The organism is Flavobacteriales bacterium (assembly GCA_021739695.1).
GTDB lineage: Bacteria > Bacteroidota > Bacteroidia > UBA10329 > UBA10329 > UBA10329.
Window position 1 is genome coordinate 48863 of record JAIPBM010000004.1, and the last position, 21300, is coordinate 70162.

Annotated in this window: 18 protein-coding genes and 1 tRNA gene; 7 read left to right on the forward strand and 12 right to left on the reverse strand. The window is 45.6% G+C overall.

The window, feature by feature from the left end; translation table 11 throughout:
- Window positions 1–8 precede the first annotated feature (8 nt).
- Window positions 9–1370, reverse strand: a complete 1362-nt coding sequence (locus K9J17_03325) for an aldehyde dehydrogenase family protein (GenBank protein MCF8275743.1) — start codon at window positions 1368–1370, stop codon at window positions 9–11.
- On the reverse strand, window positions 1367–2116 hold the full coding sequence (locus K9J17_03330; protein MCF8275744.1) for a gamma-glutamyl-gamma-aminobutyrate hydrolase family protein: 750 nt from the start codon (window positions 2114–2116) through the stop codon (window positions 1367–1369). Before K9J17_03330 ends, K9J17_03325 begins: the two co-directional genes overlap by 4 nt.
- A gap of 60 nt (window positions 2117–2176) precedes the next feature.
- Between K9J17_03330 and K9J17_03335 the strand changes: the two genes are divergently transcribed.
- Window positions 2177–3988 carry a DUF1573 domain-containing protein gene (locus K9J17_03335; GenBank protein MCF8275745.1) on the forward strand — a complete coding sequence of 604 codons (1812 nt, stop codon included), beginning with the start codon at window positions 2177–2179 and terminating at the stop codon, window positions 3986–3988.
- Between the two features lie 75 nt (window positions 3989–4063).
- Here the strand turns inward: K9J17_03335 and K9J17_03340 are convergent, their stop codons facing one another.
- Both K9J17_03340 and K9J17_03345 read right to left on the reverse strand, forming a co-directional pair.
- Window positions 4064–4498, reverse strand: a complete 435-nt coding sequence (locus K9J17_03340; GenBank protein MCF8275746.1) for a DUF1573 domain-containing protein — start codon at window positions 4496–4498, stop codon at window positions 4064–4066.
- 34 nt (window positions 4499–4532) lie between these two features.
- Window positions 4533–5678 (reverse strand): iron-containing alcohol dehydrogenase, encoded by a 1146-nt coding sequence (locus K9J17_03345; protein ID MCF8275747.1) that lies wholly within the window; start codon window positions 5676–5678, stop codon window positions 4533–4535.
- An 83-nt stretch (window positions 5679–5761) separates the two neighbouring features.
- Between K9J17_03345 and K9J17_03350 the strand changes: the two genes are divergently transcribed.
- Window positions 5762–6256, forward strand: a complete 495-nt coding sequence (locus tag K9J17_03350; protein ID MCF8275748.1) for a T9SS type A sorting domain-containing protein — start codon at window positions 5762–5764, stop codon at window positions 6254–6256.
- Between the two features lie 65 nt (window positions 6257–6321).
- Here K9J17_03350 and K9J17_03355 read toward each other — a convergent pair whose 3' ends face one another.
- Both K9J17_03355 and eat read right to left on the reverse strand, forming a co-directional pair.
- Window positions 6322–7689, reverse strand: a complete 1368-nt coding sequence (locus K9J17_03355; GenBank protein ID MCF8275749.1) for a glutamine synthetase family protein — start codon at window positions 7687–7689, stop codon at window positions 6322–6324.
- Window positions 7690–7829: 140 nt separating this feature from the next.
- Complete coding sequence (eat, locus tag K9J17_03360) at window positions 7830–9179, reverse strand: ethanolamine permease (protein MCF8275750.1); 1350 nt, start codon at window positions 9177–9179, stop codon at window positions 7830–7832.
- A 50-nt stretch (window positions 9180–9229) separates the two neighbouring features.
- On the opposite strand from eat, the gene K9J17_03365 reads away from it, so the two are divergent.
- The gene (locus K9J17_03365; GenBank protein MCF8275751.1) at window positions 9230–10282 is read left to right on the forward strand and encodes a saccharopine dehydrogenase NADP-binding domain-containing protein; all 1053 of its coding nucleotides are present in this window, start codon (window positions 9230–9232) and stop codon (window positions 10280–10282) included.
- A 624-nt stretch (window positions 10283–10906) separates the two neighbouring features.
- On the opposite strand, the gene K9J17_03370 is transcribed toward K9J17_03365, so the two are convergent.
- The 5 genes from K9J17_03370 to K9J17_03390 all read right to left on the reverse strand — a co-directional run bounded on the left by K9J17_03370 (window position 10907) and on the right by K9J17_03390 (window position 15488).
- On the reverse strand, window positions 10907–11422 hold the full coding sequence (locus K9J17_03370) for a hypothetical protein (protein ID MCF8275752.1): 516 nt from the start codon (window positions 11420–11422) through the stop codon (window positions 10907–10909).
- A gap of 385 nt (window positions 11423–11807) precedes the next feature.
- Window positions 11808–12569, reverse strand: a complete 762-nt coding sequence (locus tag K9J17_03375; GenBank protein MCF8275753.1) for a hypothetical protein — start codon at window positions 12567–12569, stop codon at window positions 11808–11810.
- A gap of 2 nt (window positions 12570–12571) precedes the next feature.
- Window positions 12572–14776, reverse strand: a complete 2205-nt coding sequence (locus K9J17_03380) for a M48 family metallopeptidase (GenBank protein ID MCF8275754.1) — start codon at window positions 14774–14776, stop codon at window positions 12572–12574.
- Window positions 14777–14800: 24 nt separating this feature from the next.
- Window positions 14801–15358, reverse strand: a complete 558-nt coding sequence (locus K9J17_03385) for a hypothetical protein (protein MCF8275755.1) — start codon at window positions 15356–15358, stop codon at window positions 14801–14803.
- 55 nt (window positions 15359–15413) lie between these two features.
- A tRNA-Val gene (locus K9J17_03390) sits at window positions 15414–15488 on the reverse strand.
- Window positions 15489–15605: 117 nt separating this feature from the next.
- On the opposite strand from K9J17_03390, the gene K9J17_03395 reads away from it, so the two are divergent.
- From K9J17_03395 to K9J17_03410, 4 genes are all read left to right on the forward strand, one after another.
- Entirely contained in the window at window positions 15606–17411 is a 1806-nt protein-coding gene (locus K9J17_03395; protein ID MCF8275756.1) for a hypothetical protein, read from the forward strand.
- 29 nt (window positions 17412–17440) lie between these two features.
- Window positions 17441–18013: a DUF4412 domain-containing protein gene (locus tag K9J17_03400; GenBank protein MCF8275757.1), complete on the forward strand. Its 573-nt coding sequence runs from the start codon at window positions 17441–17443 to the stop codon at window positions 18011–18013.
- Window positions 18014–18085: 72 nt separating this feature from the next.
- Window positions 18086–19231, forward strand: coding sequence for a beta-lactamase family protein (locus K9J17_03405; protein MCF8275758.1), 1146 nt, complete (start codon window positions 18086–18088; stop codon window positions 19229–19231).
- Between the two features lie 27 nt (window positions 19232–19258).
- Window positions 19259–19897: a hypothetical protein gene (locus K9J17_03410; protein MCF8275759.1), complete on the forward strand. Its 639-nt coding sequence runs from the start codon at window positions 19259–19261 to the stop codon at window positions 19895–19897.
- A 5-nt stretch (window positions 19898–19902) separates the two neighbouring features.
- On the opposite strand, the gene K9J17_03415 is transcribed toward K9J17_03410, so the two are convergent.
- A complete protein-coding gene (locus tag K9J17_03415; protein MCF8275760.1) occupies window positions 19903–21279 on the reverse strand; it encodes a Na+ dependent nucleoside transporter in 1377 nt (458 codons plus the stop codon).
- Window positions 21280–21300 lie beyond the last annotated feature (21 nt).

Here is a 21300-nt window from a genome sequence, read left to right on the forward strand (position 1 = left end):
TCAAGAAACTATCCTCTCAAGTGGTAGCTTTTAGGCTGTACAAAGGTTCTGATTCCTGCATGCGAAAGGGTTGAACCTAGGCCTGATGCACCACGTCCGCTCCAAGGAAGGTTTGGGCTTACACGATCGCAGCAATTCCAGTAAACGGTACCAGAATTCAATTGATTCATCAATCCAAGTGCACGCGACTCGTCAAGCGTATAAACAGCCGAAGTCAATCCGTAAGGAGTGTCTAGCATCAGCTTAACAGCTTCTGCATCACTCTTCACTTTCTGGATTCCGATTATAGGCCCGAAACTTTCATCCAGCATCACTTGCATGCTGTGATCTACATTGGTTAGAACAGTAGGTTCAAAGTAGTAGCCATTACCACCTGTTGGTTTGCCTCCCAGTAAAAGTTCAGCACCCTTAGCAACGGCATCAGCAACCTGTTGTTCCAACACGGCCACTTGTTGAGACCGAGTAAGTGGCCCAATAAAGGTTCCTTCTTCGCTCGGTGCGCCCAACTTCATGGTCTTTGCTTCTTCTACGAAAGCAGCCACATAATCCTCATAGATATCCTCGTGAACGTAAATCCGTTCTACCGCACAACAACTTTGGCCATTGTTGTAAAAAGCTCCTTCAACACCTGCTGCAGCGGCTGATTTTACATCAACGTCTTCGCAAACATACATTGGGTCTTTTCCACCAAGTTCCAATCCAACTGGAACGAGTTTGCTGGCAACACGTTCTGCAATGTATTTTCCTGTGCCGTATGAACCAGTGAAGAAATATCCGTTCAACGGCAAATTCAAAAGGGCTTCTCCAGCGTCTTTCGCTCCTATCACCACTTGAAAAACATCCTTCGGAACGCCTGCTTGCCAAAGCATATCAGCCATGTTCAAACCCGTAAGCGTGCTGAATTCTGATGGCTTGTAGAGCACTGCGTTTCCACCGATAAGCGCTGGAATAAATACGTTCATTCCAACCAGAATAGGGTAGTTCCATGCGGAAATATTGGCAATTACGCCAAGTGGTTCATACATCAGTTTTTCCCGAGTAGCTCCTTCAGTAACCATCCACTCTTCTGCCAGGTATTTCTCACTGTTCTCAACGAAATACTGACTTCTGCCAACACCTCCGTTTATTTCTCCTTTGGCCTGACCAAGCGGTTTTCCGACCTCGGCACTTAGGTCTGCTGCAATCTTATTGGCATTGGCCAACATAAGCTCATTGAACTTGGCAATGCAAGCAATTCGCTCCTTCAATGGCACTTGCGCCCATTGTTTCTGAGCAGCTTTAGCAGCCTCATATTTGCTTTGAATGGATGCAGCGGTATCTTCTGCAATCTCCTTAATGACCGCTTCTGTAGCGGGATTGATGATTTTCATTTATCTGTTTTAGCGAATGACAAAAATGTGTTGATGATCTTAAACGGATCGATAAGCTTATTGCCCAAGGTGTGGAAGAATTCGGGATGCCATTGCACACCCAATATCTTTCCAGGTTCAGCATTTTCGTGGATGAATGCCTCCAGAATCCCATCTTCTATGCAATAGGCTTGCGGAATAAGTCCTTTTCCAATGTCTTTTGCGGCCTGATGGTGAACAGAATTGACCATCGGGGTTTCCGAATTCTTATACAATGATTCTAAGAACGAACCCGGTTCGAACCGTACTCCGTGATGTACATGGTCATATTCAATCGCATCGCGGTGCTTGATGCTTTCAGGCCGTTGAGTGTCAATGTCCTGAAAAAGTGTTCCTCCGTAATAGGCGTTCATGAGTTGAAAGCCTCGGCAAATGCCAAGAACCGGCTTTTCTTCCTTGATGAAAAGATCCATCAGTTCCAATTCATACTCATCTCGGATACGATCTCCTAGCCATCTTCCTATGGGTGCTTCGCCATAAGATTCAGGCGCTAGATCGGCACCACCTTGCAGCACCAAACCATCCATTTCCTTGATGATTGCCAGCTTTTCAGCTTTCGGCAATTCAGGAATAAGTACTGGCATTACATTAGGTCTTGCAATGTAAGCGGCCATGTCGTTTTCGAGGTACGAAAGTGTTTTCGGTCCGAAGGTTGTCCTGTCTAGGTCAGGATGGAAAAAGCACGCAGAAACTCCGATTTTGATCATGGCGCAAAGATACATTTGCAATACGTCCGTGCTTGCAGCGTTCCTTAACTTTATCGCTGTATGAAGTTGCTAATTCAGACACTTTTCTTGGCTCTTGTTCCGCTTGCGCTTTTAGGGCAGAATGTCAAGTGGGAAACAACCTCAATCAATTTTGGAACTGTTCGCGATTGGAATAGTCCTGAAGCGACTTTCAAGTTTACCAACACAGGAAAGACTAAGCTGATGTTCTTGCCACAGAAGCATAGTCGTGATGTGTTGGTCCGTTATCCCAATCGTGCTTTTCAGCCAGGCGAGTCTGGCGAGATCACCATTCAATATTACACTTCCGAACAAGGTGCTTTTTCAAAAACGGTTGAGGTTTACACCAATGTTTCAAACAGGTCTCAACAGCTCACGGTGAAAGGAAATATCAAGAGCATTTACGCGAATGCCCTTACTTCGTGCCCATCTTTCCAAGATCCAGCACCAGCAAAAAGCTCTGATCCTAATGTGGTTCAAGTGGTGGATGCAGCCACAAATCGTCCTATTCCGAACGCGAAGGTCGAAGTGTTTGACCGCGGCATTCGAAAGGCCATGAATGGAACCAATTTAGAAGGCGTTGCCGTTAATTGGATTGAGTCAGGGAAATACGTTGCGGTCGCTTCGAAGCTTGGATACGAAAAGGCTGAACAGGAAATCGTTTTTACTAAAAGGGATCGGACTCAAGTAATCTATTTGAACCGGAGATCGACCGAGACTGAAATCAATACGGAAGAGTTGCTTGTAGCTGTTGAGGATAGGAGGGATGAAGTGAATGAGAAACCAGATGAAAGATATCAGACATCAGCACCCGTTCAGGAAGTTATCGACTTGGGAATTACCACCAATGATGTTTTGGAAAACGAACGTGAGCAGTTGGACGAAATTGATCTTGGAATTACGATCAATCAGGTTATGTCGGATGAATCAGTTGATGCACGAACAAATGATTTCGAAGACGTTGATCTAGGAATTAGTTCGAATGAGCAATGGGAAGAGCCAGAGATTGCGGGTGCGGAATCAAACAGAAGTGCCGAAGAAGTCAATGAAGAAGACATCGATCTTGGAGTAGCCACGAATGATCAATTGGAAGAGGAAAATGTACGACCCTTGGCTACTGAAGTTGAACTATCCGAAATCATTGATCGTGAACCTGTGCCGATTGAAGTCGAAGCATCGGAAATAGAAAATGAAGTTGAAGCGGCTTTGGCTGAGGCTGAAAGGAATGAAGTTGAGTATGACTTAGAGTCTGAATCGGAGCCTGAATTCTCCAATGAGAAATATCGCCCAAATAATGTGCTATTGCTATTGGATGTGTCTGGTTCTATGAATGACGATGGTAAGATGGATAAGCTGAAATCCTCTATTCGCAGGTTGGTGATGATGCTTCGCGAAGTGGATGTGCTGACAATGATTGCGTACAATTCAGATTCGTGGGAACTGCTGCCACCAACTCCGGTGAAGGATAATCTGGCAATTTTGGCGTTGGTGGATAGCCTCGAACCTTTTGGTTATACCAACGGTGTAAAAGGAATGGAAACGGCCTACGAAAGCCTGGAAAAGCAGCTCATCCAAGGTGGAAATAATCAACTCATTATTGCAACTGATGGAAAATTCAACTCCTCTAAATTCTCTGAGAAAGACGCTATTCAACTTGTGAAGGATAATTCTGACAAGGGAATTGTGCTTTCAATCATCGGCTTTGGCGAGGATAAGGAAGCGGCTAAAATGATGAATAAACTGGCCGAGATGGGTGATGGAAACTTTCTTCAAGTAAGAGACGATGAAGACCCAACAGAATTGCTTGCTGAAGAAATTAAAAACCGTTCCCGCGTTTTAGGAGAGACACATTGAGTTGGACTCGGATTTCGGCCCACAAAAAAAGCCGATACATTTCTGCATCGGCTTTTCAATTTCAATATTCAAATATCAATGATCGTGACCAGAATGATCAGTTCCATCATTTGGATCATGAGCTGGAGCGTTAACCACACCTTTGATACGGATCACTTTTGAAGACTCAACAGCATTTGAAGTCAACGTAACTGTTTTCTCGAATGCACCAGTTCTTTTTGTGTCATAATGAACTTTGATGGTCGATGAAGCTCCTGGAGCAATCGGCTCTTTTGGCCATTCTGGCGTAGTACAACCACAAGATCCTTTTGCATTTGAAATGATCAATGGCTCAGTTCCTACGTTCGTGAATTTGAACTCTCGGTTACCGTCAGAATCATTTTCAATGGTTCCGTAATCCAATGTTTCAGTTTCAAATTTGAAAGCTGCTCCGCCTGCTGCTTCTTCTTGGGCAAAAGCGAAAGTTGATGTTGCAAACAATGCAACCAAGGCAATAACTGTGTTTTTCATTAGTAATAGATTTTGTTTGAAATTCCTTTAGCAATTAGAGTGCCGAACGGTAAATATCGTAGAAATTATTTCTTGACACAGGTTTTGGGTTATTTGGATGGCAGAAATCTGCGAATGCAAGATCGGCCAACGGCTCCAAATGTTCTTCTTTTACCTCAATTGCCGACAATCTGGTAGGAAGTCCTAAGCGCTCGTTCAGTTTAAACAGCTCATCGATCAATTGGATTCCGTTTCCATTTTTCAAACCGATAGCATTCGCCATGGCTTCAAATCGGTCTTCAAATCCATCCAAGTTGAATTTCATTCCATAAGGAAGATTCACTGCATTCGCCAAACCATGATGTGTATCCAACAATTGCGAAAGTGGATGAGCCAATGAGTGAACTACACCCAAACCTTTTTGGAATGCTACTGCACCCATCAAACTTGCGAGCATCATATCGGCACGTGCCTGCTCATTCTGTCCTTCATGAGTCGCTTTTTCAATTGATCTGCCGATCAACTTTATGCCTTCAAGTGCAATTCCATCACACATTGGGTGATAATTCTTTGCAACGTATGCTTCCATGTTGTGCGTTAGGGCGTCCATTCCAGTAGCTGCAGTCACGAATGGCGGCAAGCCAAAAGTTAGAGATGGATCGGCAAAAACACGGCTTGCCAACAATTTTGGCGAGAAAAGGATTTTCTTCTGATGCGTCACGTCATCTGCAATGATGGCGCTTCGACCAACCTCACTTCCGGTTCCGCTTGTGGTAGGAACAGTTACGAAATACGGCACATCTTCGGTCACATATTGATCACCACCGATAAGGTCATCATAATCAAATAGGTCGCGGTGATGATTGATGGCCAAAGCAATAGCACGCGCTACATCCAATCCAACACCACCGCCAATTCCGACTATACTATCGCAATCCGCACCTGCAAAAGCTGCCTTGCCTTTCAGCACGTCCGATTTTACCGGGTTTTTGTGCATTTCTGCATACACGGTTGGTTCCAGTCCTGCTTTTTTCAGTCCATCGATTATTTCTTGGAAGAAAGGAAGTGTGGCAACAATAGGGTCTGTAACCACCAGTGGTCGCATTTTTCCCTGCTCTTTCAGGTGGGCAGGAAGTTCCAAAATGGCACCAGATCCGAAGCGGATAACTGTCGGGAAATTGAATTGAACTATTTGACTCATTTTAGTTTAGTAACGATAGATTTTGAGGACGTAAAGCTAATCTGCACATTGATCTGTATATTCGTATCATCAATACAAAACACATGAAGTTTTTAACCACCCTTTCAATTGCCGCATTGCCTTTCCTAGGTATGGCGCAATCCATCGAGCCAGAAGTAATTGCCAGTGCTGGCGAGCATTTCGATAACGGTTCAGTTCAGCTTAGTTGGACACTTGGCGAGGTGATGATTGACACCTACGATAATGGAACAAACATTCTTACTCAAGGTTTTCATCAAACAAACCTGACAGTGACTTCCATTGAAGAAACATTGGCTGATATTCGATTGAACATGTACCCGAATCCAACGTCAGAGTTGCTGAACATTGAATTGGGAAATAACGAATCTGACATCAATCTTCAATTATTTGATATGAGCGGAAAATTGGTTCATCAGGCGAAAATTGAGGCCTATCAGACCAAGTTCGTACTTCCTATGAATCAAGTTGCAACTGGCAATTACCTGGTTCAAATGCAAAGCGTTGATGGGAAAATGAATACTACCCATAAAGTGATTAAGGCTGGAGTTACGCAATAATCCGAAATTGATATAAATGAAAAAGGCCGCTCTACCGCGGCCTTTTTATTTGTCAGAAATTGAGATTAAATAATCTCAAAATACCTTTTCGTTTCCCAATCAGTAACCGCTTTAGAGAATTCGCGCCATTCCCATTCGCGTGTGGCAACAAAATGGTTCACAAACTCTTCTCCGAACAGTTGTTTCGGAATGTCTGAATTCTTCATGGCCTGTGTTGCATCCCAAAGATTTCTTGGAAGTGTTCCCGCTCCTTTGTCGGCATAACCATTACCGATTGTTTCTGGCAATTTGAGTTCGAGTTTGTTCTCAATTCCATACAAACCAGCTGCCAAACAGGCCGACATGGCGATGTACGGATTGGTATCAGAACCAACTACGCGTGTTTCCAATCGACAGGATTTTGCCCCAGCAGGAAGCGCTCTCAGCGCCACGGTTCTGTTGTCAACTGCCCATGTCAATGTTGTAGGCGCCCAAGCACCTTCTACCAAACGCTTGTAGCTGTTGATGGTAGGAGCGATCATTGGCAAGATGTACGGTAGACAAGCCAATTGCCCGGCCATGTAGCTTTCCATCAGTTTGCTCATGCCCTTATGGCCTTTGGCATCGGAGAAAAGGTTCTTCTTTTCGTCCCAAAGACTTTGGTGAATGTGTCCGCTGCAGCCAGGTAGTTTCGGACTGATCTTCGCCATGAACGTTGGAATGACGCCATGTAGATGCGCAATCTCCTTCACCCCGCCTTTGAACAGAACTGCTCTATCAGCAGATTGCAGAATATCTCCGTACATGATGGCTGCTTCGTAAACTCCTGGGCCAGTTTCGGTGTGCAAGCCTTCTATCGGCACATCAAATTGATCCATGTATTCGAAAATGTCGTTGAAATATTCCTTCTCTTGCGAGCTTCTCAAAAGCGAATACCCGAACATTCCTGGTGTAAGTGGCTGCGGCTTGGTAAATCCACGTTCGTGCAGATCATCAGCATTCTCAGCAAAATTGAACCATTCAAATTCCTGACTGAAAAATGGTTTGAAGCCCATTTTCTCAGACTTTGCTTTTACGGTTTTGAGCAAACTTCTTGGACAAACGCCCAATGGTTTTTCTTGAGCATTGACAAAATCTGCCAAGAAAAAAGGAACGTCATCATCCCACGGAACGAGGCGGAAGGTGCTGAGGTCGATGCGCGCTTGTGCATCTGGGTAACCGGTGTGCCAACCTGTGTAGCTCACGTTATCGTAGGCTAAGTCTGAGCTGTCCCATCCGAAAACCACATCGCAGAAACCAAAACCGCCCTCTACCGCAGAAAGGAACTTGTCTTTGCGCATGAGTTTGCCACGGAGCACGCCATCAATATCGGTGACGGCCACCTTGATCTTATTGTGTGATGAGTTGCGAACCTCGTTCAGAATGTGTTCGCGTGAAAGTTCTTTGTCGTTCATGGAATTAATGTGTTGTTTGATTTGAGAAATCCTCCGCCTTACTTCGACAAGCTCAGCACTGGCCGTGCCTTGGCACCTCCTTTTAAAGGAGGAACCAGCTCATTCTCCCTTTTAAGTGGGTGTCACGAAGTGACGGGGGATTAAGTTTTGCCATAGATTAATTTATACGCAACGAATGAGCCTGCCATCAGGCCAATGAAAATGAGTGCCAATTGTAAGTTGTAGTAGCTCATCGCCACCATAGAAATGCTGGCGATGATCAATGCCAAAGCAGGAAAAATAGGGTAGAAGGGAACTTTGAACGGTCGTTCCATATCGGGTTCGTTCTTTCTCAGTCTGAAGAAGGAAATCATGGATATGATGTAAAGCGCCAAGGCCCCGAAAACAGCAATTGTAATTATTTCATCAGTCCGTCCTGATAGTAATGCAATGAGCCCGACAACCATGTTGGCGATAAGGGCTACAGCAGGAGTCTTAAACTTAGGGTGAACCTTTCCTAGAGCTTTGGGAGCCAAATTCATTCGTCCGAATTCGTAGGTGGCACGACCTGCTGCAAGGATGATTCCGTGGAAGGAAGCAACGAGCCCAAAGATTCCAACATAGATCAGTAGGTTGTACAGCATGCTATCGGCACCAACGGCATGCGATAAGGCCAGCAGAAGAGGCTTGTCCGAAGCGACTCCTGGCGATTCATAGACAATTGCTTCCCAACCCGCCACACCAACAGAGGAAGTAAAAGTCAATATGCATAGAATCACCAACGTAAGAATAGCTGAGCCAAAACCTATGAGGACATTCCGTTGCGGATTGATGGTTTCTTCGGCCACGTTTGCCACGCCCTCAATCGCCAAGAAAAACCAGATGGCAAAGGGAATGGCAGCAAAAATTCCAGGAATTCCATTGGGGAAGGCGTTGGTGGTCAAGTTCACCATTTCGAAGTGGGGGAGACTCGCTCCCGCAAAGACCAACAGTTCGATGACGGCAATGATGGTGACGAAAAGTTCGAATGAGGCGGCCAATCGTACTCCGATGATGTTCACCAAAGTAAAAATCAAGAAAGCCGCCATGGCGACTACCGGAATGTTTGTTTCACCGAGGAATGGGATAATAGCCACGTAATCTATTTGAACCTTGGTGTTGACAAATGCTCCAATCGCTGCGGCAATGGCAGGCGGAGCAAACACAAACTCGATGATCTGCGCCATGCCTCCCAAAAATCCCCAGTTTCTACCCAGTGCCCTGTCCGCATAGTCGAAGGCACCACCAGCCTTGGGAATGGCGCAGGCCAATTCGGTGTAGCTGAAGGTGAAGGTCATGTACATGATAATGATGAAGAACGTGGCAATGGCCAAACCAAGGGTTCCGCCTGCTTCAAGGCCGTAGTTCCAGCCGAAATACATGCCCGAGATCACGTAGCCAACGCCCAAGCCCCAAAGCATGATCGGGCCAAGTGTGCGTTCTAATTTGGGTGAATCGGTGGTGTTTTCCATTGGCGAAACGCCTAATTTAGACAAATTGCAAGCTATAGAAATAGACCACCATGGAAAACAAAGACATCATCGTTTACGGAGCGTACGGATATACAGGCGAGTTGATTGTTCGAAAGTGTCAAGAGCTCGGTATCAAGCCGCTTCTTTCTGGTAGAAATGAAGCTAAATTGAAGCCTATTGCCGATAAGTACGGACTCTCTTATTTGGCTGCCGACCTGCAAGCAGATGATCTGGATGCTTTGCTTTCTGGTTCGAAAGTGGTGATACACGCGGCCGGTCCATTCATCCATACGTCCAAAGCGATGGTGGAAGCATGCATTCGGAATGGTGTGCACTATACGGACATCACGGGCGAGATCGCTGTTTTTGCCCAAGCCAGAAAGTATGATGAACAAGCAAAAAAGGCAGGAGTGATGGTGCTTCCCGGTGTCGGTTTCGATGTGGTACCGAGCGATTGTCTGGCAGCTCATCTCAAATCAAGAATGGCGGATGCGGATGACCTTGTCTTGGCTTTCTATGGAACGGGAAGAGCTTCGCGAGGAACGAGTTTGACCGTGGTGGAAGGTTTGGGCTACGGAGGAACCATCCGAGAGAATGGAAAGATCAAACAAGTTCCGGATGCCTATGACGTGAAGAAGTTTGATTTCGGTCCGAACCGAATGTCAGCAGTGACCATCCCTTGGGGCGATGTTTATACCGCGTTCTTCAGCACTGGAATTCCAAATATCAAGGTTTATATGGGATTGCCAGAGAAGGTTATCAATGGCATGAAATGGAGTAAATGGTTAGGTTGGCTGATGCGCACCGAGTTTGTAAAGAACCGCGCCCGCGCCAAGATCATTGCTGGAAAAGCGGGCCCGAGCGATGCCGCGAGGGAGAAAGCCACAACCTACCTGATTGGAACGGTAACCGACAAAAGCGGAAAGTCGCTCACATCAACCATTCAAACCCAGGAAGGCTACACACTCACGGCCATGACCTCAGTTGATATTGCGTCCAAGATCGCATCAGGAAATTTCAAACCAGGCTTTCAAACACCAAGCTTGGCTTACGGAAAGGATATCATCTGCACGGTGAGCGGTGCTCAGTTTGTGGATCTGTAGGGTTTCCTATCCGATGAAAGCAATGTGCCCTGCGCAACCGGTGCCGGCCCTATTTTTCATGGCAGGCGTTCGGAGTACTTTATTTATTCACACAATCTCGTCCGATATAGCTCAAAGAAGCAACTCTCAAAATACTTATAAGGCACGTACCAAAAGAATGCAACTGCTGTTGACATCTGTCCTGCGCTTAAAGCTTCATTCAATAGATAATTAATGATAGTCGAAATTATCGAAGCAATAATTGTGAATGTTAAAGTATGTGCAAAAAAGGAGTCTTTTCGTGAAGTGATTTGCCATTCTTCAATAAAGTGTAACGTGAGGATAGCAGTGATGTAAGACACTAGAATGCCTGAGACCGTCCAATAGCGATCGATCTCACTAAAGTATAATCCGAGATCGCCATGCAGATAGCCAATCTCGCCTATCGTATATATGAAGGCCGTAGCTACACTAAATATTATTACGTCCTTTTGTTTCATCAATTACTCCCAACGTTTCTTAGCTATGAAAAATAGGGTTTTAGCTGCTTCGCCCTGTCCGACTGGACAAGAATGAATAGGTAAACCCGAACCCTTTGTAACTGATGAGCCCCTGTTTTTCATGGCTGGTGTTCTAGGTAGTAATTTATAACCAAACCCAGCATCCAGTTTTGGGTAAGTTTTTCGTTTTCAGTCTTATGATTTTTAGTCCTGATTTTGAGTTCTTCACACGTGCTTCAAACTTTAACGCACTCTGAAAATCTGACTCTTCATAGTTTGTAAACTCTTCGTGAAGTGATCCAGAAACTTTGTACCCATTATTCAACTTTTCAGTAGACAGCTTTATTACTCCACAAGATTGTGCCCCAAGGTTTAGTCCGTCACCTCTAACCACCTGTTTATTACGAAAGGTGAATACACCTTTCAAGTCTGGCGTCCAAGGGAGTTTTTTTAGTTCTTCATTGTCCCAGTTTTCCACCCATTTATCTTCGTGATTCCAGATTAACACATATTGTCCAGCACAATCTTCTTCATGGAAAATGTCCAAAAGCTCTTGTTGGTCAAGAACCATTTGAACAACTGAATTCAAGTTTTTTGTCTCTTGAGCTGAAGTGAAATGAGTAATTGAGAATAAAAGAAGTATTAGAGCTAACGTCTTCATTTCATAAGTACTACAACTATTAGATATCAAAACCATCTTCAATTGCGTCCATGGCTGAAGGAGCTGCTAATATATTGTTTTCAGTTCTCTGTAGAGAAAACAGGATGTAACGGACTGCTTGTATTTCGCAAATAGCGCGCTAGCAAAGGTCATCGGAAGTTGCCTCCATGCTCATGCAACTTGCAGGAAGGCAAAGTGAATTACCCTGATGCTCTTGGAACTTGCTAGAGGTCAAAGTCAATTACCCAGATTCTGTGTGAACTTGCAGCACGGCAAAGTCAATTACCCGGATGCTGTATGAACTTGCAGCAGGGCAAAGTCAATTACCTAGATGCTGTGTGAATCTCACGGAAGGCAATGGAAGTTTCCTAAAGGCTGGGTGGAATCAGTTGTTGACCCGGTAGTTTTTTCTGAAAGGAAGCAGAAAACCCACTCCGAAATTGATGTTGAGCAGGTAGTAGGTCATGAGGCGCGCTTGCGCATTGGCGCGAAGGTCTTGTTCCTGCGTGCCTCGTTCAATACCGTTGTCAAGTTGCTGCAAGTAGGGAGAAATTCCGAGTGGCACTATTCCGATCTGAATACCTGTTCGGAGCACGAGAAAATCCCAGAAAATGCGTTGCTGACCGAAGGTGACCGATACCACAGGTGTAAAGAACTGATTCGAATAGGAATGACCCACATCGAGGCTTTTATCAATCGGACGCACGCGTACATCAAGTAGCATCAGGTCGAATTTGGCATAGCTTCCTACGGGAGCAATTCCGCCACGCGATGGATTTCGGAACAACTTATAATTGATTCCATAACCGAAGCCCGTGATCCGTGCGTGATCAAATCGTTTTTCCACGTTTGGAATAAGCAATGGATCGTACGTATCGGAAAGCCAATCGTATTTCATTCCGGTGGCGAATACATCGAAAGTGGCACCGACCGTTCCGTTGCGGGCAACCACGTAATCAAGGTCGGTGGTGGCACGTACATTGAAACTGAACTTGTTCAATCCCTTGTTCAGATTGTGGTTAGGATTGAAGAGTGCGTTGAGAAAGCTGACCTCGCCAGTTATGAGCAGTTTCTTGCCCATATAACCAGGCGATTGCGCAAAACAGCTTTGCGCAGCCAAAAAGAATATGACGGTCAGCCGTTTCATCATCAGTTCTTGGCATGCTGTTTCATTTGCCACAGCGAATCGTAAATGCTGCTGTTCATCAGATCGCGTGCATCACGCCTTCGGTAATTGTTGTAGTTGACCTGAACAGGTTCTCCCGTTCGAATATCGAAGGTTATGCAGTAATAATAGGTGTCGAAATTGGGCCGCGCCAAGTAATACACCGCCAACGGTATAGCTGGCGGAATGAGCGCGTAGAGCAGGTAGAAATACATCAGCGGTTTGGTTTCGCGATAGCTGATGATGCCTGTCCAAGTGAAATATTCTGTTCCGTATCGGCCAATGAGCTGCTCGATCTTTTCAGTCGGTTGGTTGATCATGGAAACATCGAGATGAACGAAGCGTTGATCAACCCATTCGTTCAGAAAAGCAATATCATTGAACTGTTGCACCTGATTGGAATCGAGTTCAGAAATGTCCAACATTTCCACGTCCAATTTCAATAGCTCGGCACTCTTACGCATCTGGCCGATCAGCTTGTTTTTGGCAGACTCCGAATGCAGAAACCGATGCTTCTGTTTTTTTCTGAGGTCGAGTTTGGCGTAGGTTGGGGAAACCATCACCACTTTCTTAGCTCCAAGCGCAAAACCGTGGTTTCTCCAATTCCGAACTTCTTCTCTGTTAGCTTTCGCGATGTCTTTCAGCGATACGGTTTCTTTAGCTGCGCCCCATTCCTTTTGTTCTAACTCATCGAATAATTCCGAAAATTCAGCATCGTCAAATAGGTCCACCAAGGCATTCGTAACCATGCTGAGTTTCGGGTTGCTTTTGCTCTTCTCCTTCAGTCGGTCGTATTTGCTTTGAATTCCAGTTGTGTCTGGTTCGTCCCAACCCTCAGATGGCTTTGTGCGGGCAAACTGCCCCGGAACGTAGTACTTCTTCATGAGGTCTTGAAGAAGGTCGTGACTCATGTTATCCAGGTCCACATCGTCAGGAAATGCTTGCTTCAATTTCCAAAGATGCCCTATTGCTAAGACGCATAGTTCTTCGGGTTTCAATTGATAGAAGAGATGGTAAAGTTGCTGAGATTCGCCCTCGATCTGAGAATACCCGGGGTGGATCTGACCGAAGTTGCCCGCAGTTTTGAACTTGGACAACGCATAAAGACTCTGTGCAATTTTCTTTTTCAAGTAGAAGTTTTCCGGATAGGATCTCAAAAGCAGGAACGAGTTGTAGATGCTGATGATCGGTCTATCGGCTTTCAGGTAAAGGCTCGAAAGTTCAAATCGGCATACGTCTCTTAGCCGAAGAAACTCAGATGCAGAGACCAGATCATCTTTTCCAGAAACGCTGGTTTCTCTCGAAAGATAAAGGCTCATCAACTGCTGTCTTTCTGTTGGACTTGGATGCGTGTCTGAGTTTGATTCCGAGCTTTCCGAAGATTCCACAGGTCTTACCCTGTCCAAATAATAAGAGTCATCAATATGATAATACTCTCGGTCAAAGAAATTCTTGTCGAAGGGAATGTCATCAAACGGAAGATGCGCATAGCGCATCATTTCAAATACGTTGAGCAATGAAGCGCTGCTATAAGAGGTAGCGCTTAGCCGTTCCCATCCGAGTTTGTCAGCCTCCTTCTCCAGATCTTTCGAATACCTGCTTTTGGCAAGGAGCGTTTCATCAAATGAACCGCGTTTAAAACCGCCCTCACCGTTCTTCAGTTCTTCATTCTGTAAGTAGGCATTCAGCACATGATGCTGTGTAAAATGGGCCAGTTCGTGGCAGAGAATAAAGGCAAGTTGTGCTTCATTCTCCAGTTGAGCCACCAGACCCAAATTCACCAGAATGATTCCATCATCGGTAGTGAATGAATTGACGATGGAAGAACGAACGGCATACACTCGAACCTTGGCCCGAAGTTCTGGTTCGTTTACCAAAAGCGTGTCCAGTATCTGACCAAGGTAAACGGAGACAGGGTCGTTGAAAAGGACGCGTCCGCTGGCCAGCACCTGATCGATCAGAAAATTGCTTTCGAGCAGAAAATCGTGCTTGGTCTGCTTGGTGTTTATCCCTTCCTCTGGGTCGTTCAGCTGTTCTTTGGCACGCTCGTACTTAAGAGAAGAAGAAGTCGTAAAATCTGTCGGAATCGGCCCTTGGGAACGAAGTGGTTCGTAGGCATCAAACCCCTGCGCGAAGGCCAGGCAATGCAGTCCAAAAATCACAAGAACGAATTGGAGAAATACGTGCAAGTTTCAATTTGTTTGATGAGCAGGTTATAACGAAGTGAGAAGATATGCCACAATCGACACACTCATCATCACAAGGCCTATCACTACCACAATATTAACGCGAAGAAGCCTCTTTGAAAAAGCTTTTTCGGAAGATGATGTTGCCAACAGGTCGGCAAAAAGCTCACGATATACTTCTGTAAGACCCGCATTGCCACTTTGTACAATTCTTGTTCGTGCCAAGAAAAGCAACACCGACATGATCAATGCAACAATGGTTGTTGCAAGAGCCACGTACACTGCTAGCTTATCGTTCGAACCATGGACAAGATCGTTGGAGGTCATTCGCACAATGGTCTCATCATAACTCTTAAAGATCTTGGCGTCCAACACAACCACTTCTTCTTTCAGTTCCCAAATACGATTCATTCGGTCAAGCCCTGCAGTAAAACCTCCTGTACTGTCCAATTGCAGGTTTTCAATCTCCATCATTATTTCAGCACGCTTGTGCTTCAATTCATAGGTTTCGCCAATATCTGCTTTCACCGAAAGACCAGCGAAGCAAAGTAGGAATAGGCCGATTGTTTTGAGAGTTTCTTTCAACTGAATAAAAAATTGGGAGGATGCCATTTGCATGATAACCTCCCATTTTACTTTGTGAGCATTACTGGATTCGAACCAGTGACCCCCACCCTGTCAAGGTGGTGCTCTAAACCAACTGAGCTAAATGCCCTAAGACGCGGCAAAAATAGCCTTATCCGTCTAATTGATACTGTTCTCACATTCGAAATGTGTAATTTTCGAGCTTGAATTGGTCAAAGTTGGCCGCTAACCGAAATATCTGATTGAAATGCGAAATATCCGCGCGCTTCTAGGTGCGTTTTCAGCTGCGTTATTATTGTTCTCAAACTCCCAATTGTTCGCTCAGGATAACGTGGGAATCGGCACCACATCACCAGACCCAAGTGCATTGCTTGAAATTCAGGCGCTGAACAAAGGATTGTTGATTCCTAGAACAGACACGTTGGCGATTACGAATCCTGCCACTGGACTTCTTATCTACACAGTAACCGATAGCAGTTTCTGGTATTTTGATGGAATTTATTGGAGAAGAGGCATTGGACCAGAAGGCCCAGCAGGTCCGCTCATTCCTGGACTTCAAGGTCAGACCATGCGCTACGACACCGTTTTCTTCAACGATTGGGTGGCGAACAGCTTTATCTGGAACAACGAATATCATGTTGGTATCAATACCGATCAGCCTGATTCGAGCGCTATTCTTCATCTGGTTGCCGAGAACAAAGGTTTCCTTGCTCCGCAGATGGACAAGAACTCACGGGATAACATACCTAATCCCGCGGTCGGGCTCGTTATCGTAAATACTACAGACAGCACGGTCGATTACTATAATGGATCTTGCTGGCTTCCAACCTTTGCGGAAGATTGCAATTCGTGCTACTTAAGTGTTACACCAAGCAGCTTGGCAGACACCATCGATAGGGTGATATCTCAAACACAAAACCTTTCCTTGGATATTGTTCAAACGGCTGGTAATCCGCAGCAGCTGGCCATTACCTTGCTAACTACGCTTCCGAGTGGATTGACAGCGACCATCACTCCAAATCCTGCACCGTCTACTGGCGTTGTAGACATCGAGTTCTTCGCTACACCTTTTGCTCCCGCAGGCACGTATCCGATTGTATTGCAAGTGCTTTGCAACAATAGCACCTACAATATTGTGTATTCCCTTACCATTTTGCCTTGCTACGAAGTGCCGGTCATCAATACGACCAACAACTATGATCTTGGAACAGATTTCTACAATCTTTATCCTAACGCACCTACCACTTCACCAGTTTGCGTGGTTTGCCTGATCGGATCAGGAGTCGAAATCTCGAGCCCAACAACTGCTGATCCTGCTTTCAGTACAGGAAATCTTCCAGCAGGTTCGCTGGTTGCCATTGTGAACAATGGAAACATTCTTGGTCGTGGAGGTGATGGTGGCGATGCCTACGATCCTGCTTTGGGATTGACAGGAGAAGGAGAGGATGGCGGAACGGCCATTGATCTTACGCTGAGTGCAGATATTGTCAACAACTTCAACATCTTCGGTGGAGGAGGTGGTGGTGGTTCCATGGCTTTCTCTATCAGCACAGGAAACTTGATTCCTCCTCCAGCCCCAGCATTCGGATTCTTTCTTGGAGCCGGTGGTGGTGGTGGTGCTAACCTTGGAGAGGGAGGTTCTCAACCGAATGGTCTTATCGGACTATCGTTCTACAGTGGCGGAACAGATGGAACTGGTGGTCAGTTCGGTGTTCCTGGGCAAGGTGGAATCCTCAATTTTCCTATCACATTTGCCATTGGACCTGCGCAAGTTGATATCAACCCAAATGCAATTGGAGGAAATGGTGGACCTTACGGATATCCTGGTACGCAAGGAGTTTTCCAGATAACCATTTCGGTGAGTGTGGTCGTGAATATTCCTTTCATCGGACCGATCGTGGTTCCAGTTGTTACGAATCTTAGCATTCCGATTCCAGCGCCACCGCCAGCAGCTGGTGCAGGAGGATATGCGGTAAAACGCAATGGTTTCACCACCAACATTCCAGACAATCTTTACAATACATCATTCTTGAGAGGAACGGTTGGACCGTGATCTGAATATCGAATTTGAAAATGAGAACTATGAAAATCGCACATGTATTTATTGCCTTGTTGGCCGCTAATTGGGCAGTAGCGCAGAGTTTTGAAGGTGTAATCACCATGAATACTACCAACGAAGCCATGAAGGAGAACGCTTCGGTTACGTGGTATATAAAAGGTGAACGGAGCAGAATGGAAGTTGCATCCAAAGCGGGAGAGCACAATACGCAGTATGTTCTGGTAGCCGATGCTAAAGGGACTGACCTTATTGCTGATGACCACATTACTCCGGTGCCGCCAACTGCATTGAAAACGGAGATGGCCAATCTGCAACTGGTATCTAAAAGAGAAGGCGTTATGGTAAATGGATTCACCTGCGTACAGGAGGTTTATACTGATGGAGTGAATCAGGTAACCTATTGGCTCAGCACAGAGTCAGGGCTTTCATTCAACGATCTTCCAGCGGTTTTTAGAAAGAACATGCCACGAATTGAGTCTGCTGGATTTCCAGTGAAAATGGAAAAGCGAGACGCAGCAGGCAAAGTCGTTGTATCACAAGATGTGTTGAGCGTGGCCGCTGCAAAAGTGGACGATTCTAAGTTTGAAAGACGTTAAAATAAATAGCAATTGAATAAAAGAACGGTGTGTCATTGGCATGCCGTTTTTTGTATCTGATAATTCCTTGAGATGAAGAAACTTCTGAATGTGTTGAAATGGACCGGATTGGTCATAGTTGCCGTTGTGGCAGTGCTCTATTTTTCTGGCAACCAATTTCTGCTGAAAGGAGTTTGGGCTGCTTACTTGCATGGAAATACTTCTGCAACCATCAGTGATGCACAGTTTTTCGATACACGGACAATTGAGGCAGGAACTCCAGCCCCATGGAAAGTGTCCGATTTCTATTACGAATGGGATATTTCTGGAGACCTTAGAAAGTCGTTGGAGTCGACTGAAACCGTTGCTTTTCTGATGGTAAAGGATGGCGAGATCGTGTTTGAGGAATATTGGGATGATTACTCAGACTCATCGCGCAGCAATTCTTTCAGTATGGCCAAAAGCATTACCACCATGCTTACGCAATGCGCCATTCAAGATGGCTTCATCCCTAGATGGGATACCAAAGTGAAGGATTATCTGCCCACCTTGAAAGGCGAGTTTGCCGATGAATTGACGCTGCGTCACCTCAGCACTATGACAGCTGGTTTGGATTTCAATGAGCACTACAGCAATCCATTTGATATTACCGCCAAACTCTATTATGGGCCAGATGCCGAGAAATTGATGTTGGAGGAAGTTCCCGTGATTCGAAAACCAGGATTAGGTTCATACGAATATCAAAGTGGTGCTACGCAGCTTTTAGGTCTGTGCGTGACAAAGGCAACAGGCAAACATTTGGCCGAATACGCATCAGAAAAACTGTGGAAGCCACTTGGAGCAACACATTCGGCCGAATGGAGTTTGGACAGGAAGGATGGGAACGAATTGGCGTTCTGTTGCTTCAACTCCAATGCACGCGATTTTGCCCGATTCGGACAGATGATGCTGCAAAAAGGAAATTACAATGGCTCTCAGATTTTGGACACAGCCTTTGTTGATACAGCCACTGTTCCGTTTGATGTGGCCTATTACGGTCACAGCTTTTGGATGACTGATGAGTATGGAACCCACATTTTCTACCAACGAGGCATTCTTGGACAATACATCATTGTCATTCCAGAATACAACATGGTTGTGGTTCGCTTAGGCCAAAAACGCGAGGCTAGCGTAGACAATCACTCGGCTGATTTCCGGGTGATCGTGGAGGAGGTTTTGAAAGGGTTGAGGGGAGAATAATGTTGTGTTCTTATCTTTGCACATTAAATGTCAAACGGACTCAAGCATGAGCTACAAAATGTCATTTCAGGAACGAGCCAAGTTAGGTTCGGAGCAACTATCCAATCAGTCATTGGTTACCTTGGATCAGGCGCGCGTGCAGGCTCAACGGCTGAAGACAGAGAGCAGGTCAAAGATCAGGAAGGTCGGTCAATAAGGGAGTTTGCCATCGCCTGTGGGCTTTGGTCACATCAGGTTGATACTTCCAAATACGTAAGCGAGGGTGCTGAACAGAAAGTCTACCTCCGCGATTCCGAACACGTACTGAAGTTGAACGATGCCATTTACTTTGAGACTTGGCGTGACTATTTACGTAATCTATTGTTGCATAACTATTTCTTTCCTGATACAGCGTACGAGCTTATCGGTTTCACAGAGATAGATAACACACTTTTTGCATCGGTTCAGCAAGCGTATGTTATCAGCACAACTCCAACCGACCTTACGAAGGTTCGGGAGTTCATGGAGGCAAATGGTTTCATAAATACTCGGAATAATGATTACTTGAATAGCGCTTTGGGTGTGATCCTTGAGGACCTGCATGACGAGAACGTACTGACCCAGAACGGAATACTCTATTTTATCGATACAGTTTTCTACCTGACCGAGGGGTTTTGGGTCGAGTAGTTGGCCTACGATAGGAACATCCCCACCAGCACAGCGGTGAAAAGACACGCGAGCGTTCCACCAAGAAGGGCACGCAATCCGAGTTTGGAGAGCAATCCTTTGCGGTTAGGAATAAGAGTGCCTATTCCTCCAATTTGAATGCCGATAGAGGCAAAGTTGGAGAAGCCACAAAGGATGTACGTGGCCATGATCATCGATTTCTCGTGAACGAACAAACCACCGAATTTCATTTCGCCAAGCGTTTTATAAGCGTAGAATTCGTTGAGGATGGTTTTTTCTCCCAAGAGCTGACCGACCAGGAAAATATCTTCTGTTGGAACGCCCATCAACCAAGCAATTGGCGCAAAGGTGTATCCTACTAGAAACTGAAAGCTCAGGCCGTCAAATGCTGTACGGGCTGCAACAATATCATTAAGTGTTGTCCAGTTTCCCAGCCAGCCAATTTGCCATCGGTTGGCAAAATAATCGAAACCGCTGAATCCTCCAATCCAGTCTCCGAGAATCCAATTTCCCATATAAACGAATGCCGTGAACACGAGCAGCATGGCACCTACGTTCACTGCCAGTTTAACGCCATCGGACGTTCCGTTTGCCACCGCTTCCAGCACGTTTGCGCCCATTTTATCCTTGCTGATCTCCATGCTTTCATTGAACTCTTCCTTTTCAGGAATAAGCAACTTGGCCGCAACTACCGCTGCTGGAGCCGACATGACCGAAGCCGCCAACAAATGCTTGGCAAAAAGTACTTGTTCTACAGGATCTTCGCCTCCTAAAAAACCGATGTATGCAGCCAAAACACCTCCCGCAATGGTGGCCATTCCACCCGTCATCAAACACATTATCTCGCTCTTGGTCATCTTTTCCAAGTAGGGTTTGATGAGGAACGGAGATTCTGTTTGACCAAGAAAAATGTTGCCGGCAGCTGCCAGACTTTCGGCACCCGAAAGCTTCATGGTCTTCTTCATGATCCATGCAAACACATAAACCACTTTTTGCAGTAGACCTACGTAGTACAATAGGCTGGTAAGCGCAGAAAAGAACACGATGGTTGGTAGAATTCTGAAGGCAAAACTGATGACTGCCACCTCGGAACTTCCCGTAACGAAGGATGAGAACAGAAAATCTGTCCCGAAATCGGTGAAGGAAATGACCTTGACAAAACCTTGGCCTACCACATCAAAAACGTGTTGCACCGCGCTGACCTTCAGGATGCCAATGGCAAGAACGAGTTGGATCAACAGGCCCGTTCCGATCAATTTCCAGTTGATGGCCTTCTTATCCTCGCTAAAAAGGTATCCGATGGCAACTAATACCGCAACCCCAACAAGTCCACGTCCGATGCCCATGGCAGAAATGCCAGCATCCAATAATGGAACATTCAACAATAAATGAGCACTACAATT

Excerpts from the sequence above, each read along its gene's own strand:
- K9J17_03325 (MCF8275743.1), bottom strand. The coding sequence starts at position 1,370 with ATGAAAATCATCAATCCCGCTACAGAAGCGGTCATTAAGGAGATTGCA.
- K9J17_03330 (MCF8275744.1), bottom strand. The coding sequence starts at position 2,116 with ATGATCAAAATCGGAGTTTCTGCGTGCTTTTTCCATCCTGACCTAGAC.
- K9J17_03335 (MCF8275745.1), top strand. The coding sequence starts at position 2,177 with ATGAAGTTGCTAATTCAGACACTTTTCTTGGCTCTTGTTCCGCTTGCG.
- K9J17_03340 (MCF8275746.1), bottom strand. The coding sequence starts at position 4,498 with ATGAAAAACACAGTTATTGCCTTGGTTGCATTGTTTGCAACATCAACT.
- K9J17_03345 (MCF8275747.1), bottom strand. The coding sequence starts at position 5,678 with ATGAGTCAAATAGTTCAATTCAATTTCCCGACAGTTATCCGCTTCGGA.
- K9J17_03350 (MCF8275748.1), top strand. The coding sequence starts at position 5,762 with ATGAAGTTTTTAACCACCCTTTCAATTGCCGCATTGCCTTTCCTAGGT.
- K9J17_03355 (MCF8275749.1), bottom strand. The coding sequence starts at position 7,689 with ATGAACGACAAAGAACTTTCACGCGAACACATTCTGAACGAGGTTCGC.
- eat (MCF8275750.1), bottom strand. The coding sequence starts at position 9,179 with ATGGAAAACACCACCGATTCACCCAAATTAGAACGCACACTTGGCCCG.
- K9J17_03365 (MCF8275751.1), top strand. The coding sequence starts at position 9,230 with ATGGAAAACAAAGACATCATCGTTTACGGAGCGTACGGATATACAGGC.
- K9J17_03370 (MCF8275752.1), bottom strand. The coding sequence starts at position 11,422 with ATGAAGACGTTAGCTCTAATACTTCTTTTATTCTCAATTACTCATTTC.
- K9J17_03375 (MCF8275753.1), bottom strand. The coding sequence starts at position 12,569 with ATGAAACGGCTGACCGTCATATTCTTTTTGGCTGCGCAAAGCTGTTTT.
- K9J17_03395 (MCF8275756.1), top strand. The coding sequence starts at position 15,606 with ATGCGAAATATCCGCGCGCTTCTAGGTGCGTTTTCAGCTGCGTTATTA.
- K9J17_03400 (MCF8275757.1), top strand. The coding sequence starts at position 17,441 with ATGAAAATCGCACATGTATTTATTGCCTTGTTGGCCGCTAATTGGGCA.
- K9J17_03405 (MCF8275758.1), top strand. The coding sequence starts at position 18,086 with ATGAAGAAACTTCTGAATGTGTTGAAATGGACCGGATTGGTCATAGTT.
- K9J17_03410 (MCF8275759.1), top strand. The coding sequence starts at position 19,259 with ATGTCAAACGGACTCAAGCATGAGCTACAAAATGTCATTTCAGGAACG.